This window comes from Pedobacter sp. MR22-3 (assembly GCF_026240075.1).
In the GTDB taxonomy this organism is placed as follows: Bacteria; Bacteroidota; Bacteroidia; order Sphingobacteriales; family Sphingobacteriaceae; genus Pedobacter.
The window spans coordinates 692,425-709,089 of the sequence record NZ_JAPIVF010000002.1; the positions used below are offsets into that span (position 1 = coordinate 692,425).

At 38.0% G+C, this 16,665-nt stretch carries 16 protein-coding genes; 12 read left to right on the forward strand and 4 right to left on the reverse strand.

Going from position 1 to position 16,665, the window contains the following annotated elements; all coding sequences use genetic code 11:
• The first annotated feature begins 250 nt into the window (after positions 1 to 250).
• Positions 251 to 1,474 carry an MFS transporter gene (locus OQ267_RS06640; protein ID WP_322974797.1) on the forward strand — a complete coding sequence of 408 codons (1,224 nt, stop codon included), beginning with the start codon at positions 251 to 253 and terminating at the stop codon, positions 1,472 to 1,474.
• 151 nt (positions 1,475 to 1,625) lie between these two features.
• Here the strand turns inward: OQ267_RS06640 and OQ267_RS06645 are convergent, their stop codons facing one another.
• The 4 genes from OQ267_RS06645 to yihA all read right to left on the reverse strand — a co-directional run bounded on the left by OQ267_RS06645 (position 1,626) and on the right by yihA (position 5,984).
• Entirely contained in the window at positions 1,626 to 2,342 is a 717-nt protein-coding gene (locus OQ267_RS06645) for a hypothetical protein (RefSeq protein ID WP_265835308.1), read from the reverse strand.
• A 90-nt stretch (positions 2,343 to 2,432) separates the two neighbouring features.
• A complete protein-coding gene (locus tag OQ267_RS06650) occupies positions 2,433 to 4,139 on the reverse strand; it encodes a M3 family oligoendopeptidase (protein ID WP_265835362.1) in 1,707 nt (568 codons plus the stop codon).
• A 174-nt stretch (positions 4,140 to 4,313) separates the two neighbouring features.
• Positions 4,314 to 5,171, reverse strand: coding sequence for a UbiA-like polyprenyltransferase (locus tag OQ267_RS06655; protein ID WP_265835309.1), 858 nt, complete (start codon positions 5,169 to 5,171; stop codon positions 4,314 to 4,316).
• 189 nt (positions 5,172 to 5,360) lie between these two features.
• Positions 5,361 to 5,984, reverse strand: a complete 624-nt coding sequence (gene yihA / locus OQ267_RS06660) for a ribosome biogenesis GTP-binding protein YihA/YsxC (protein ID WP_265835310.1) — start codon at positions 5,982 to 5,984, stop codon at positions 5,361 to 5,363.
• Positions 5,985 to 6,152: 168 nt separating this feature from the next.
• Here yihA and ubiE point away from each other — a divergent pair, with 168 nt between their 5' ends.
• The 11 genes from ubiE to OQ267_RS06715 all read left to right on the forward strand — a co-directional run bounded on the left by ubiE (position 6,153) and on the right by OQ267_RS06715 (position 16,658).
• Entirely contained in the window at positions 6,153 to 6,884 is a 732-nt protein-coding gene (gene ubiE / locus OQ267_RS06665; RefSeq protein WP_265835311.1) for a bifunctional demethylmenaquinone methyltransferase/2-methoxy-6-polyprenyl-1,4-benzoquinol methylase UbiE, read from the forward strand.
• Entirely contained in the window at positions 6,881 to 7,678 is a 798-nt protein-coding gene (locus OQ267_RS06670; RefSeq protein WP_265819669.1) for an outer membrane beta-barrel protein, read from the forward strand. Before ubiE ends, OQ267_RS06670 begins: the two co-directional genes overlap by 4 nt.
• A gap of 96 nt (positions 7,679 to 7,774) precedes the next feature.
• Entirely contained in the window at positions 7,775 to 8,539 is a 765-nt protein-coding gene (locus OQ267_RS06675; protein WP_088303257.1) for an SDR family oxidoreductase, read from the forward strand.
• Positions 8,540 to 8,599: 60 nt separating this feature from the next.
• Positions 8,600 to 9,046 carry a GatB/YqeY domain-containing protein gene (locus OQ267_RS06680; protein WP_088303256.1) on the forward strand — a complete coding sequence of 149 codons (447 nt, stop codon included), beginning with the start codon at positions 8,600 to 8,602 and terminating at the stop codon, positions 9,044 to 9,046.
• 170 nt (positions 9,047 to 9,216) lie between these two features.
• Positions 9,217 to 9,981 (forward strand): alpha/beta fold hydrolase, encoded by a 765-nt coding sequence (locus OQ267_RS06685; RefSeq protein ID WP_088303255.1) that lies wholly within the window; start codon positions 9,217 to 9,219, stop codon positions 9,979 to 9,981.
• Positions 9,981 to 10,643 carry a CBS domain-containing protein gene (locus OQ267_RS06690; protein ID WP_265835312.1) on the forward strand — a complete coding sequence of 221 codons (663 nt, stop codon included), beginning with the start codon at positions 9,981 to 9,983 and terminating at the stop codon, positions 10,641 to 10,643. The genes OQ267_RS06685 and OQ267_RS06690 overlap by 1 nt, the downstream gene beginning before the upstream one ends.
• A 9-nt stretch (positions 10,644 to 10,652) precedes the next feature.
• On the forward strand, positions 10,653 to 11,534 hold the full coding sequence (locus OQ267_RS06695) for an NAD kinase (RefSeq protein WP_088303260.1): 882 nt from the start codon (positions 10,653 to 10,655) through the stop codon (positions 11,532 to 11,534).
• Between the two features lie 2 nt (positions 11,535 to 11,536).
• Positions 11,537 to 12,343, forward strand: coding sequence for a DUF6089 family protein (locus OQ267_RS06700; protein ID WP_088303253.1), 807 nt, complete (start codon positions 11,537 to 11,539; stop codon positions 12,341 to 12,343).
• Between the two features lie 19 nt (positions 12,344 to 12,362).
• Positions 12,363 to 13,103, forward strand: a complete 741-nt coding sequence (locus OQ267_RS06705) for an isoprenyl transferase (protein WP_088303252.1) — start codon at positions 12,363 to 12,365, stop codon at positions 13,101 to 13,103.
• A gap of 148 nt (positions 13,104 to 13,251) precedes the next feature.
• A complete protein-coding gene (bamA, locus tag OQ267_RS06710; RefSeq protein WP_265835313.1) occupies positions 13,252 to 15,810 on the forward strand; it encodes an outer membrane protein assembly factor BamA in 2,559 nt (852 codons plus the stop codon).
• Positions 15,811 to 16,127: 317 nt separating this feature from the next.
• Positions 16,128 to 16,658 (forward strand): OmpH family outer membrane protein, encoded by a 531-nt coding sequence (locus OQ267_RS06715; RefSeq protein ID WP_088303250.1) that lies wholly within the window; start codon positions 16,128 to 16,130, stop codon positions 16,656 to 16,658.
• Positions 16,659 to 16,665 lie beyond the last annotated feature (7 nt).

Below are 16,665 nucleotides of genomic sequence, written 5' to 3' on the forward strand. Positions count from 1 at the left end.
TTAAAAAAATATCAGCTAAAAACGTTTAAAGCAGGATATAAATTTCAAAGCATCATTATTTTGACCCAATTGGTATCAAAAATCAGGTATTATTGGTAAAGTGTCAAAATGTGCAATTATTTGAAAAACATTATCCTTTATTTGATTGACATAATTTATCCATGGGCTAAAACGATACTTTTGTCAACTTGAACCAATCAAGCCAATTTATAGAAGGAAAAATTTATTTGATTATAATATTTATTACCCCATGCAAGCCGTAAATCACAATGTCTCTTATATTAAAGAAAAGAATCAAAAAATAGCCACTATGCTTGCTTTTGCTTTGATTCCACTTTCGGGTTTCGCTACAGATATTTATATCCCCTCGCTGCCCACTATGGCCGGCAAGATGAACGTCAGCAGTATCCAGGTTCAGCTAACCTTGAGTATCTTCCTGATCAGTTATGGTGTTTCGCAATTGTTTATTGGCAGTGTGCTGGATAGTTTCGGGCGTTATAAAATTTGCCTTTATGCCTTATTGATTTTTGCTGCAGCGAGTATAGTAATTGCCGTTACCCATAATATCTATCTGATTTATCTGATGCGGGTAATCCATGGTTTAACGGTTGGATGCATTGTTGTAGCCAAACGTGCCTATTTTGTTGATTTGTTTGCAGGTGATCAGCTCAAGCATTATTTAAGCCTGTTTTCTATCATCTGGTCTACCGGGCCAATTATTGCACCCTTTGTTGGCGGATATTTACAAACTGCCTTTGGCTGGGAATCAAATTTTTACTTTTTAGCTGGTTTCGCGCTGCTTTTTGCTTTACTTGAATTTCTTTTCAGTGGGGAAACACTAAAACATTTTACTGAGTTTCAGTTGAAAAAAATAGCGGGCATTTATGTCACGATGGTAAAAACCAGTAGCTTTACCCTTGGCATTGTGATGCTGGGCCTGGCGTACTGTATGGTAATGGTTTATAATATGACGGGTCCCTTTATTATTGAACACGACCTTAAGTTTTCTCCGGTTATTGCGGGGTACAGCTCGCTGGTTTTGGGTTTTGCCTGGATGGTAGGTGGGTTTATCGGCAAGGCTACCATTAACCGTCCATTTTTTAGCAGACTTGCTATTAACGCAGCCTTGCAGCTCCTGTTTGTGATCTTGATGATCATCAGTCTACAATTCATCAGCAACCTGTATTCACTTATTTTTTTCGCTTTCATCATTCATATTGGGGCCGGTTATACATTCAATAATTATTTTACCTTTTGCTTAAGCAAGTTCCCGAAAAATGCGGGGATTGCGGGTGGCTTAACAGGGGGTATTACGTATGTAATTGTTTCCTTCCTGAGTTATGGTGTCGTTAATCTTTTCCCTGCCAAGGATGAGCGAAATTTAAGTTACAGCTATTTGGTGATGATCTTAATTTCGGTAATGGTGATGTTTGTCATTATGAAAACACGTGATAAAAATAGTGAGGTGGTATAAGACATACAGTAAGCTGATGTAGATGAGGATCTGTGTGGCAATCAACATACATATTAGCTTAGCTTACAGCTTATAATGATATATCACGTCGGGATATTTAATGGAAAAGAGAATGTGCTATGTCTGCGATACAGGTAACTGATTCGGGTTACTATTTTATTTTCAGATAAATGCCTTCTAAGGTGGCGTTAAATCCGAATTCACAATCGTTTAATTGACCTGGACTTTCCTGCGAAATGATTAAAAAACCATTGTAAAATTTAACTTTGAATGTACAGGATTTGTTCACCTGTATAATCAGCTGGTTGTTTTTTAAAATAGCCTTTCCAGATGCATCAGCAATGTTTCTTCCGGGATCATGCGTAACCGAACCAATATCATAACTGTAGGTGTTACCACTTATTTTTTTGATGGTGATGTTTCCCTGATACCCTTTTTCACCGTATTGATAAGTATATTCACCTGCCAGCTGATCTGGTTTAAGAGGTGAAAATATTTCCGGCTTAAGATTTTTATTGGTTTTAATCGCCAGCATGACGTTATAACTGGTATCTGATTTGGTTGCCGACCAGTTGCCTTCCAGTTTATTGTTTTTGAGCGCGGCATAAATGCTTCCGCTAATATTTCCATCTCTTTCAAATTCATGCATCGAATACTGATTTTGATCTTCCACATGGCCAATAACCTTAATTGGCTGTTTCAACCTGGTATTTAAATACCTGATATTTCCTAAAATGAGCTGATTATAAACGGAAATATTTAATTCAACCGGAATCTTTTTATTGATGAAACCGGTTAAGCTATATTTCTGTATGGTATTATTTTGCTGTGCGGAACAAATGCTTGTTGCAAATGTTAAAATGATCATTATTGTTTTAAGGATGCGCATAAATGTTTTTTTCTAAAAATAGAAAAGTCGCGGGGATTAACCGCGACGTAGTAAATATGGATGTATGGATTATCCTAATTTCTCTAACTCATCTTTAACAAAGTTTGCCAGTTCCTTTACATAATCTGAGCTGAAATCAAATTTAATTCCTGCCGTTTCGTAAATCTCATTGATTGGTTTGGTGTAGCCTAAAGAAAGTGCAGCCAGGTATTGATCAAGTGCCTTGCCAGGGTTTTCTTTATAGTTCTTCCATACGGCAATAGCACCCAATTGTGCAATGGCATATTCAATATAGTAAAAAGGAACTTCAAACAAATGCAACTGTTTCTGCCAAACGTTTCCAAATTGCTGCTCTAAACCGTCCCAGTCTGCAAAACCCGCTCCGAAGCGATTGTAAATTTGTTTAAATGTTTCTTCCCGATCTGCTGCGGTATGTTCAGGATTGGTATAAATCCAGTGTTGAAACTGATCAATTACGGCTACCCAGGGCAATGTTTTCAGCACATCGGCCAGTTGCTCTTTTTTAGCACGGATTAAATCTTCTTCATTATCGAAATAGACACTCCAGTTGTCCATTGAAATGAGTTCCATGCTCATGGATGCCAGTTCCGCAACCTCCGAAGGGCAATGTTTAAAATCATTTAACTCCAGGTTTGCCGTTAAGAAAGTATGAATCGCATGCCCACCTTCATGAACCATTGTTGTTAAATCGCGAAGCGAGTTTGCAGAATTCATAAAGATAAACGGTGCACCTGTTTCTGCCAGTGGATAATTATAACCACCAGGAGCCTTACCTTTTCTGCTCTCCACATCAAAAAGATGGTTGGCTTTCATCGTTGCCAGTTTTACGCCTAACTTTTCATCAATGGCATTGAAACAGGCAATACTCTTATCAATCAGTTCTTCGCCATTATGGAAGGGTTTAAGTGCTGGTTTACCACTGATGCTGACTTCTACATCCCAGGGTTTAAGTGTTTCTAATCCCAAAGCCTCCCTGCGTTTCTCTGCCTGCTCTTTTAAAATCGGAACGATTTCTTTTTCAATGGCATTAGCAAAATCATAGCAATCTTGCGGGCTATAATCAAAACGACCTAAAGCTTGAAACATATAATCACGGTAGTTTTCAAAACCTGCATTTAGCGCCACCTGGTTTCGCATCTTGATTAATTCATCAAATAAAATGTTCAGGTCGTCCTTATCAATTAAACGACGTTGCTGAATGGTTTTCCAGGCATGCTCACGAACCTCACGGTTTAAATCTTTGATGAAAATGGAAGCCTGCTCCAGCGTATATTCCTGGCCATTAATTTCCACACTCATGGCACCGGTAATGCCCTGATATTTTTGTTGTTTTACCTGTAACTGCGTAAACAGTTCAATGTTTTCTTCCCTGTAAATTTCTAAAGCCTTTTTAATCGCTCTGCTGTAAACAAAGAATTTTTCCTTGTCCAGGTCATCCATGAAAGGACTTTCTACAAATTTTTTGTTCAATTCGTTAGCCAGTGGTGAAATTTTTGGCTCAATCTCTTCAGCAAAATATTGAAAGCTTTTAACCAATTCCGCATTGGCTGTATCGCAGCTCATTTTGATGTATCGCCAGGCAAAATCTTCTTCCAATGCGGCTTCGAGTTCTGAACGGTCTTTTAACCATTGTTCCAGTTCCTCCACGTTATTGATTTCGCGGCTTTGCAGTTCCTTAAAAAGTGGTTCCAGGCTTTCCCAGTTGATGGTTAAATCCTGCGGAATATATGTTCTGGTTTTTTTTTCTATTATCATCATATTTAATTAGAGAATTAGCGAGGGATTGAATGAGAGAGTTAGAGAATGACTGAATGATATTGAAATTGCCAAATGTTCTCTCATTCAAAACTCTCTCATCCAAAATTGTTCTTAAAACTCACTCATTCGGTCATTTACTCATTCTAAATTATTCTTCAAACTCACTCATTTTTATTTATGTCTTAAATAGGCGTCGATTAAAAAACAGAGCGCAAATACCACTGAAGCGTATCCATTTAAGGTTTGAAATGCCCTGTTTACTTTACTAATATCATTTGGTTTAACCAGCAAATGCTGATATACCAGCATGGAGCAGAAAAACAGAATCCCGATGTAATATACCCAGCTAAATTCGGTAAAAAAAACTGGCAGGATAACGCAGGCTGCTGAAAATACATGCAGTAAAACCGATACATTCAGTGCATTTTTTATGCCAAGTGCGGATGGGATGGAGTGTAATTTTTCTGCCCGATCAAAATCCTCGTCCTGTAAGGCATAAATAATATCAAATCCACTTACCCAGAAAAGTACGGTTAAAGAATATAAAACAGGTACCAAAGCAAAATGCCCTGTTACGGCAATGTAGGCACCAATAGGGGCAAGCGCAAGGCCAAGTCCGAGTACCAGGTGGCACAGTGCGGTAAACCTTTTGGTATAGCTGTAAAACAATACCACGAAGAGGGCAACGGGCGATAAATAGAGGCAGAGCGGGTTGATGAAATAGGTGGCAGCTGCAAATAATATACAGTTGATGATTACAAAAATGAGTGCTTCATTAGCTGATACCTTTCCGGCAGGAATATCACGCATTTGTGTACGTGGGTTTTTGGCATCAATATCCCGGTCCAGGTAGCGATTAAATGCCATGGCTGCATTCCTGGCAAATACCATACACAGTAAAACTAAAATCAGTTTATGCCATTCGAAAGGATTTTCAGTGGTGGTTATACCGAGAAAAAAGCCAATCATGGCAAAAGGTAATGCAAAAACGGAGTGAGCGAATAATACGAGAGAAAAGTATTTTTTCATTTTTTTTGAACTGATTACACAGATATTAATAATTTAAAATGGTTAATTGTTCAGGGTTGATCGCTTAAATGTTTTAAAGGAAAATCAGTCGTGAAACTCAATTCTCAAACATGCTATCGATAACGAAACCATGAGCTATCAAACTATAAACATTTGGCTGTCGAAATAAACTAATGACTAATGAACCAACTAAAACTTTTTATATTCTGTTGGAACAACAAAATCATGATTTACTTCTCCAATAAATTGAAGCACCTCATCTTTTCCGGTTCCTTTTTCTGCAGAAGAAATAAAGGTAGCCGGAATTTCCTCAAAAAATTCGCCTAATTTTTTCTTAAATGCAGCTACATTTTTCTGTGTGGTTGTCATACCTTGTTTATCGGCTTTGGTAAATATCAGCGAAAATGGAATTTGCTTTTCACCTAACCAGTAGCAAAATTCAATGTCAATCTGTTGTGGTTCTAAACGGCTGTCAATCAAAACAAAAACACATTGCAGACTTTCTCTTTTGGTAATGTAGGCGCGGATAAATTTCTCCCATTTCTCTCTGCTGGTTTTTGAAACTTTTGCATAACCGTAGCCCGGAAGATCGACGATGTACCACTTCTCATTAATTAAAAAGTGATTAATAAGTTGTGTTTTGCCTGGGCGCTGCGAAGTTTTCGCTAGGCCATGCTGATTCACTAACATATTAATTAAAGAGGATTTACCGACATTAGACCGGCCAATAAAAGCATATTCAGGCATTAATGGTGCCGGTAAAGCCGAAATCTGGGTGTTGCTGCAAACAAATGTTGCCGTTTTGATAACCATAATGCAAAGGTAGGGTTTTGAGTCCGAAGTCCGAAGTTCAAAGTCTAAAGTGGAAAATGATTAGTCTGGTAGAAATGTAAACTTTAAATGGTGCATTGATTATTGCAACCCAGACATTAGACTCTTGACTAAAGACTCCCGACTTTTTCCTTATATTTGCTACTTATCATGAATCAGAACATCACTCCATACCAGGTTACAGATGCAACTAAAAAAGAGCAGGTTGCAACCATGTTTAATAACATTTCAGGTACATACGATTTTTTAAACCATTTTCTTTCTTTAGGTATAGATGTACTCTGGCGCAAGAAGGCCATTAAGGAACTGGTGTCTATTCAGCCAAGAAATTTACTGGATGTGGCTACCGGCACAGGTGATTTTGCATTCGAAGCCATCAAGAAACTGCATCCTGAAAAAGTGGTTGGTGTCGATATATCTGAAGGCATGCTGGAAGTGGCCCGCAAAAAAATCAACCAACGTAGCTTAAGTGAAATATTTTCGGTTCAGGTTGGTGATTCGGAAGGCCTGCATTTTGAAGCAGATACCTTTGATGCCATTACCTGTGCTTATGGCGTGCGGAACTTCGAAAATCTGGAGAAAGGTTTGGCTGATATGTACCGTGTATTAAAACCAGGTGGCAAAATGGTCATTCTGGAGTTTTCCAAACCGAGGGTGTTTCCGGTAAAACAGCTATACAATTTTTATTTTTTACATGTTACACCATTTTTTGGAAAATTATTTTCAAAAGATGCTAGGGCCTACACCTATTTACCAGAATCTGTAGCAGCCTTTCCGGATGGTAATGATTTTACTGGCCTAATGGAAAGAGTTGGTTTTAAAAATACCAAACAAAGGATTTTAACGTTCGGAATAAGTTCAATTTACGTCGGAACTAAATGATAAAAAAATTAAGCCTCATTCTTTCCTTATTTATTGGATCAAGTACGGCATTCGCCCAAAATTGGGGTGGAGGCATTGACAATGAAGACTGGAGCTTTGGGTTTAACTTTCAGTATATTTCTGCTGAATATAAAATTCTTAAAAAGGAAAACTGGAAATCACCATTTTATGAGTTGCCGGATTCTTTTGGCGTCTCGTATGACTCCACCACAGGTTTACCTGTAACAAGCCAACTCAATGCCATTTCCAGTAAACCTGCTCAGGGCTTTGGATTAGGTTTTGTGATCAATAGAAACATTTCTGAAAACTTTGATCTTAGAGCAACACCTTCCTTAATTTTTAGCGACCGTATCGTGAGCTATGAATATGAACCAAAGGAATCAATTCCTTTGGGAAATGGACAAATGAAAAATTTTGAAACCCTGGTAGATAAGAAAGTGCAGGCGACCATGTTTGAATTTCCACTCGGAATAAAAGTGAAATCAAACCGCCTAAATAACTTTCGTGCTTACTGGTTAGGTGGCGCAAAGTATTCTATTGATATTGCATCAAAGAAAAAAACTTTAGATGAAGGTGAAGCGGCCATCAATAAATTGTTGAAAAATCAGCGCAATTACCTCTCTTACGAAACTGGAATTGGCTTCGATTTGTATTTCGAATATTTTAAAATGTCTCCGGAAATTAAATTATCGTATTCTACGAATGATATCCTTCAACATGATAATACGGCATTTGCCAATCCGATAGATAAGTTGAAATTGCGTCAATTAACGTTCAGTTTAATTTTTCAATAGCCGTACAATTCAAAAAAACTTACCTTTGCCAGCGGAGGTAAATCATCAGCCTTAGTTTTGGGTCGGGGGTTTATCATGACTTAAAAAATCACAAACATGTCTAAAATTGTTTTAATTACAGGCGCAACATCTGGCATTGGCGAGGCTTGCGCACGTACATTCGCTCAGCAAGGTTATCAGTTAATTCTACTGGCCCGCCGTGAAGATCGTCTGGCGAAAGTTGCAAAACAACTTAACAATCAATACGGAATAGAAATTAAGCAGGTTTTGGCAGATGTCAGAGATAAAGCGCATTTATCCGCTGCGCTGGAAGCATTACCTGCCGACTGGAAAAAAGTAGACATCCTGATTAACAACGCTGGTTTGAGTCAGGGTTTAGACCCGATTGACCAGGGCAGTACCGGTGATTGGGATACCATGATTGATACCAATGTAAAAGGATTATTGTACGTTACAAAAATAGTATCTAACTGGATGATACCTCAACATGCTGGTCATATTGTCAATATTGGTTCAATTGCCGGCAAAGAGGTATATCCAAATGGAAATGTTTATTGTGCTACCAAACATGCTGTTGATGCGTTAAGTAAAGGCATGCGGATAGATCTTTTACCTCATGGTATTAAAGTAACTGAAATTAATCCGGGCATGGTCGAAACTGAATTTTCTGTAGTGCGTTTTAAAGGAGATGAAGACCGGGCAAAGAAGGTTTATGAAAACCTGGAGCCGCTTGTTGCCGATGATATCGCTGATGCCATTTGGTATGTAGTGAGCCGGCCAAAACATGTAAATATTAATGATATGTTAATTATGCCAACAGTTCAGGCCACGGCTACGATTATAGATAGAAAGAATGGATAGTCGGGGATTTGAGATAGCACAACTTACCAGATAATCACCTCACCTTTAAAAAAATAAAATATGATATCAGACACTATAAATCAGGAAATGAAGAAAGCTATGCTGGCTAAAGATCAGGCACAGTTAAGAGGCTTAAGGGCAATAAAAGCGGCTTTACTTTTGGCCAGAACAGAGAAAGGATCTTCAGAGGATATGACAGAAGAAGCTGAATTAAAAATTCTTCAGAAACTGATTAAACAGCGCCGTGAATCTGCTGATATTTATAAATCACAGAACAGAGCCGATTTATATCAGGTGGAAGAAGAAGAAATTGCAGTGATTAGCCAGTTTTTGCCAAAGCAGTTAAGCAGGGAAGAGGTTGCAGTGATTATTGATGAAGTAATCAAACAATCTGGCGCAACATCAGTTAAAGATATGGGTAAGGTAATGGGGCCGGCTAACCAGGCACTTGCCGGTAAAGCAGATGGGAAACTAATTGCTGAAATTGTTAAAGAAAAACTGGCTTAAGGACAAAAGATTTAAAGGTAGAAAGTTCGTAAACGCTAATCGAAGTCGCTTTCCGCTTCAATAACCGTGTTTTTGTACCGTTTTCTGTTTTATTTCAGAAAAATGGCATAGAAATGCGGAAATTTAATTTTACTCTACTAACTTAGTGCACAATACCATCTAAAATACATATGACATACCAGGTAATAGAAGAAGAAGGATTTAAATATATTGAAGCTGGAAAGGGCCAGACACTGGTATTGCTACACGGCCTGATGGGTGAACTGAGCAACTGGGAATTGGTGATAGAACGATTTAAAGACCGATATCATGTCATTATTCCCATTCTTCCGATATATGACCTACCCATTTTAACCTTGGGCGTTAAAGCCCTGTCGAGGTACGTTCACCGTTTTTTAAAATTTAAATCATTAAATCAGGTAGTGCTGGTCGGCAATTCGCTGGGTGGACATGTAGGCCTGGTGTTTACCGTTGCACATCAGGAATTTGTAAAGGCATTAGTGCTGACGGGAAGTTCAGGTTTGTACGAAAATGCTTTTGGCGGTTCTTTTCCACGCCGTGAAAGCTATGATTACATTAAGGAAAAAGTAGAGTTTACCTTCTATGATCCGGCTACGGCCACCAAAGAACTTGTTGATGATGTGTTTAAAACCGTTAACGACAGATCAAGGGTGATCCGGATTTTAACGATGGCAAAATCAGCTATCCGCCATAATATGGCGAAGGAATTATCAAAAATTACCATTCCGGTTTCCTTAATCTGGGGTAAAAATGATAAGGTTACCCCCCCGGAAGTGGCAAAGGAATTTCATGAATTATTGCCAAACTCGGAACTTAACTGGGTAGATCAATGTGGTCATGCACCCATGATGGAGCAACCCGAAATATTTAACAATTACTTAGAAAAATTCTTAGACAGGATATTACTTAAATAATGTTTGCTGAAGAAATCATATCGAATGACATCCCGACACTGAACATCAACGACTCGGTGCAAAAGGCTTTAGATCGCTTAAACGATTTTAAATTAAAGCACTTGCCGGTAGTACATGATGGTGTGCTTGTGGGGTTAGTTTCGGAGGATGATTTACTTAATATTCATGATCATGATACTTCTTTAAATGATGCATCGGTTCATTTGCTCAGTATTTTTGTCCTTAATGATACGCATACTTACGATGTGATCAGGTTACTCAGCCAGTTGCACATCAGCGCGGTTCCGGTGGTTGATCAGCAAAAAAATTACCTGGGTTTAATTTCCATTCATGAGATGGTAGATGCTGTGGCCGGTCAATACGCTGTAAATGAACCCGGCGGAATAATTGTCCTGGAAATTGGTAACCGAGACAATTCTCTGGCGCATATCGCTCAGATTGTAGAAGCAGACAATGCCCAGATTTTATCTTCTTATGTTAATTCCTTTGCGGATTCTACACGCCTTGAAATAACTTTAAAAATCAATAAAACAGAACTTACTTCTTTAGTAGCCGCTTTTGAACGCTACGATTATCAGGTAAAAGAAGTGTATAACAACACCCAGGTTGATGATGGATCTCAGGAACGGTTTGATTCTTTCATGAACTATTTAAATGTTTAAAAACCAATGATGAGGATAGCCATTTACGGGAGAGACTTTAATGATACAGTTTTGCCCTATGTTCAGGAGGTTTTTAATCATTTGGCTAACTATGATGTTCAGCCGGTGTTATATTCCAAATTTAAAACATCGCTTCATGGTAAGATTAATTTACCGAAAAACACAGTTATTTTTCATAACCATGCAGAGCTTAAAGAACGGGCTGATATCTTAATCAGTTTAGGTGGCGACGGCACATTGCTGGATACACTTTCCTTGATCAGAAATTCCAACATCCCGGTGATTGGAATTAATTTCGGAAGGTTGGGTTTTCTCGCCAGCATCAATAAAAATGAAATCGAATCTGCACTAAAAGCTGTCATTCATGGAGAATACAGCTTAGATTGCCGCTCACTGCTGGTTTTAGAATCAGATAATAAATTGTTTGGCGAAGAAAATTTTGCGCTGAATGATATTACCATTCACCGCCGTGATAATTCTGCCATGATGATTATTCATGCTTCCATGAATGATGAGTTTATCAATTCTTATTGGGCTGACGGATTAATCATTGCTACACCTACGGGTTCTACCGCCTATTCACTAAGCTGTGGCGGACCGATCATTTATCCGGATTCCAGAAATTTTGTGGTAACGCCAATTGCGCCACATAACCTGAATGTAAGGCCGGTGGTGCTGCCTGATGCCCATAAATTATCTTTTGAAGTAGAAGCACGTGAATCTAAATTTCTGGTTTCCTGCGACAGCAGAACCGTTACGGTAGAACGATCTGTTAAAATTTCCATTAAAAAGGCAGATTTTTGCCTGAATCTGATCCGGCTTCATAATGAGACTTACCTGAATACGTTAAGAAATAAATTATTATGGGGAATTGATACCCGTAACTATTAAATATGACGCCAAACAAACTCCTTTTGATTTTTCTTTTTTTTGCTTTCAGCACGCAGGTGTCACGTGGGCAGGAGGGAGGAAACTGGGAACTTGGCGTTATGGCAGGAGGTGCAGGCTACATGGGTGATTTAAATCAGAATAATCCCCTTAAAATCAGTGGTCTTTCTGCAGGAATATTCGGAAAGAAAAATTTCAATTCATATTTAGGGGTGCGTTTGAATTATAGCTACGGGCAGATTCAGGCCAAAGATTCAGAATCTGACAATGCACAGTTCAGGGAAAGGAATCTAAGTTTCAAAACAAGTTTAAATGAATTAAGCGCCATCTTAGATTTTAACTTATTTAATTTTAAACTGGGCGGTGGCAACAGGTTGTTTTCACCTTATATTTTTGCAGGTGCCGGTGTAGTGATGTTCAAACCTACAATCAAGTATGGCGGAGAAAAATACCGCTTGGATCGGATGGCTACTGAAGGACAGGAAAATGCCTACAGTAATATTGCCCTCACTATCCCATATGGTGTAGGCTTAAGATACAATTATAAAGATACCTGGAGTATTTTTTCAGAAATCGGATACAGAACACCTATGACGGATTATATTGATGATGTGAGCGGAAAATATCCAAGTTTAGAACTTCAAAACAATACCAGAGTAGGAAGTCCTGGTTTAAATTTATCTGATCCATCTATCGGTCAGATTGGAATTCCAGGTACCCAAAGAGGAGATTTTAGAAAAAGGGATACTTATCTATTTGTTAGTGTTGGCATATCTTTTACCTTTGTATCCTCAAAATGCTATTCGTTTTAAGCTGATTTTGACATAATTAATGGGATTTAAAGAACAAATAGACTATAGCCGCCTGCCAAAGCACATTGCCGTGATCATGGATGGTAATGGAAGATGGGCAAAAGGCCAGGGTAAAGTACGCGTGTTTGGTCACGAGCAGGGGGTACTTTCTGTAAAAGATATTGTAGAAGGTTGCGTAGATGTAGGTATTGAATACTTAACGCTCTATGCTTTTTCTACGGAAAACTGGAACAGGCCAAAGGAAGAGGTTGATGCATTGATGCAAATCCTGATTTCTACCATCAACAACGAAACTGAAACACTGAATAAGAACAATATTAGGTTAAACGCCATTGGTAACATTTCATCATTGCCACAACAATGCATTAATGATTTGCATGAAGCCATGGCTAAAACTGCGCATAATCAGAAATGTACTTTAACACTTGCGTTAAGTTACAGCGCAAAATGGGAGATTTTAGATGCGGCCAAACAAATTGCTGAGGCTGTAAAAAACAATACCATTTCTATTGAGGATATTGATGAAAATTTATTCTCCTCAAAGTTAACTACGGTTAATATGCCTGATCCCGAATTAATGATCAGGACCAGCGGAGAACACCGCATCAGTAATTATTTACTTTGGCAAATGGCTTACACGGAGTTTTACTTTACCGATGTGCTCTGGCCTGATTTCAGACGTGAAGATCTTTTTGAAGCGATAGTAGACTATCAAAAACGCGAGCGCCGCTTCGGCAAAATTAGTGAACAATTAAACTAATTTTTCTTTTAACACTTTTTAACAAGCGTTTAAACTAACTTAGCGCCACTTTTATACGATAAATGTAACCATCAAAAGCGAAACTAAATAAAGTGATTTACTTTATAAAACGTGTACCTTCGTGGCCATTACTGAACAAATTATTTTAATGAAAAGAATATTTCAAGTTTTAATCCTACTAGTTTTAGCCGCTCCGGCATTTGCTCAAATACGTCCGCAAGGTCAGGCACCGGTAACCCCATCTTTGAAGGTTGGAGGCTTGGATCTCGATTATTTCAGTCCCAAAGAATACATTATCGGCGGTACAACCGTAACAGGTACGCAGTATTTGGATAAAGATGTTTTGATTACGCTATCCAAATTAACAAAAGGCGATAAGGTGGTGCTTCCGGGTGAGGCAACCTCCGATGCAATTAAAACGCTTTGGGCACAGGGATTGTTTGATGATGTGAAGATTAATATTGAGAAGTTTGTTCAGGACTCTGTTTATTTTGAAATCGAAGTAGTGGAACGTCCCCGCTTAAGTTCCATTGATTTAAAGGGCATCAGCAAATCTCAAAGAACAGCCATTCAGGAAAAGTTAAATGATAAAACAGGTAAAATCGTTAATGATAACTTATATAACACCACCTCAACGATCATTAAAAAGTATATGCTGGATAAGGGCTACTTTTTTACCGCCATTGATTATAAAACCCGTAAAGATCCTAATGCCGAAAACAGTGTTGTTTTAGAGGCTAATATCAATAAAGGAAGCCGGGTTAAAGTACAGCGCATTTACTTTACCGGGAATAAAGATTTTAAGGAAGCCAAGCTGAGGAAGTTTTTAAAGAACCCTAAGCAATTTGCCTGGTGGCGTTTCTGGGGTTCAGGAAAATTTTCTAAAGAGAAATATGAAGAGAATAAAGTGAAGATGATCGCGAAATTGCAGGAGAAAGGTTACCGTGATGCAACCCTTTTGAAAGATAGCATTTATCAGCACAATAAAAAGAAGGTTAACATTAAGATGGATATTTATGAAGGCAAGAAATATTACTTCGGAAATATTACCTGGGCAGGTAATGCCATTTATCCTGACAGTATTTTAAGTAAAGTATTAACAATTGAGAAAGGTGACGTTTTCAGTGAGGAACGACTAAATAAAAAACTGAACGGTGGTGGCGAAAATGGCGGAGATATCAACAGTATGTATACTGATAATGGATACCTGACATTCAACATCGATCCGGTACAAACCAAAATTTATGGAGATACCGTAGATGTGGAAATGCGCATGTATGAAGGTCCTCAATATGTAAACAACAGAATTACCTTAAAGGGGAATACCATCACCAATGATAAAGTGGTTTTGCGTGAAATCCGTACCAAACCCGGGCAGAAATTTAATAAGAGTGATTTAATTCGTACTATTCGTGAGATTGGACAGTTGGGTAACTTTGACGAATCTAAAACGGTACCTACACCTCGCCCTAACCCGGCAGATGGTACAGTCGATATTGAATATGCAGTGGAAGAAAAACCTTCAGATCAGATTGAATTGTCAGGTGGTTTTGGTGGTGGCCGGATCATCGGTACATTGGGCTTAACCTTTAACAACTTCTCTTTAAGAAACTTATTTAATTTAAAAGCCTATAAACCTTTGCCAAAAGGTGACGGACAGAAATTAAGCTTACGTGGACAAACCAATGGTAAGTATTACCAGTCTTATAGTTTCTCATTCTCTCAACCCTGGTTCGGTGGCGAGAAACCGGTAAGTTTTGGTGTAAGTGCATTTACCTCATTGCAATCTAATGGGTATAATTCTGATGACAATAGATTGCAGAAGATTCGTTTAAATGGTGTAACCGTAAGTTTAGGAAGAAGATTAAACTGGCCGGATAACTATTTCCAATTGAGTCATGCAGTGAGCTTGCAGCAATACATTTTGAATAATTATACAGGGTTTTTGTTTTCATCAGGAACATCTTATAATATTAATTTGTCTCAGGAAATTAGCCGTGATTCGAGAGATTCACCAATTTTCCCGAAATCAGGATCTTTTATTCGATTTACCATTCAGGCAACGCCTCCGTATTCATTATTCAACAAAACGAATTATGCTACCGCATCTGATAAAGATAAATATCGTTTTACGGAATACCACAAGTGGAAATTTGATTCACAATGGTATCAGCGTATTGCCGGAAACTTGGTTGTTAAAGCACAGGCACAGTTTGGTTTCTTAGGTCAATATAATAAAGCAGTTGGTCAATCAGCATTTGAGCGTTTTAAATTGGGTGGTGATGGTATGCAGGGATTCGATTTCTTACAAGGTTCTGAAATTATTGCCATGCGTGGTTACGCAAACAATGCTGTAGTACCGGTAGATATAAATCCTAATGCTATAAATACAGCTCAAACTTCCGGAAGTCCGATTTACACTAAATATGTTTTAGAACTTCGTTATCCTGTTATTTCAAGTCAGCAGGCAACCGCTTTCGTACTGGCTTTCGCAGAGGGTGGTAATACCTGGAACAGGTTTGGTGATTTCAATCCGTTTAACGTAAGAAGATCTGCAGGTATTGGTGCCAGAATTTTCTTACCAATATTTGGGTTATTAGGAATTGACTATGGTCATGGATTTGATAAAATTATCAATAGTAGAGATGGTAATTTTGGACGTCAGAATTTTACATTCAGTATTGCTCAACAATTGGGCGGATTTTAAAAGATTATAACATAATATTTAAAGGGATGCTCACCATAAGCATCCCTTTTTTGTGAATTCATATAGACATTGATTGTTATTTTAGTATGTATTTGTTAAAAAAAGTTAAAAGCTCAAGTTTACTTGGGCTTTAGTTATTTGATAGTATCTTTGTACTGATTATGTTTCAGGTAATAAATAAGTCAGGGTTTAAATAGAACTTAAACTGATTAAATAAAATCTTTAGCTAATAAGAAAAGGGTGATGAGTTCATATAAATTTATTGGCTTTTGAAATCATAGTTGCTTCACTTACCTTTGAAAACAAATTTACACACAATGAAAAAATATCTTTTAGTCGCATTTTTACTTTGCACATCTTTTGGTGCCTTTGCACAGAAGTTTGCATATGTAGATACAGAATACATTTTAAAGCAAATGCCTGAGTATAAATCTGCATTAAGCCAACTGGAAGTGGCATCAAAACAGTGGCAGCAACAGGTTGATCAAAATTTTTCTGAAATTGACCGGATGTACAAGGCTTATCAGGCAGACCAGGTTTTACTTACTGACGATATGCGCAAGCGCCGCGAAAATGAAATTATCGAAAAGGAAAAACAGGCAAAGGAATTTCAGCGTCAGAAATTTGGACCGGATGGCGAACTTTTCCAAAGCCGGGCAAAATTACTGAAACCTATACAGGATAAGGTAGCCGATGCCATTAAACAAATTGCAAAAGCAAAATATCTCGATTTCATTTTTGACAAGAGCAGTGAAGCTACCATGATGATTTATGCCAGCAGCAGCTACGATCTTAGTAATGATGTTGTTGTAAAATTAGGTTACAAACCAGGAAGTGCAAATAATTAGTATATTC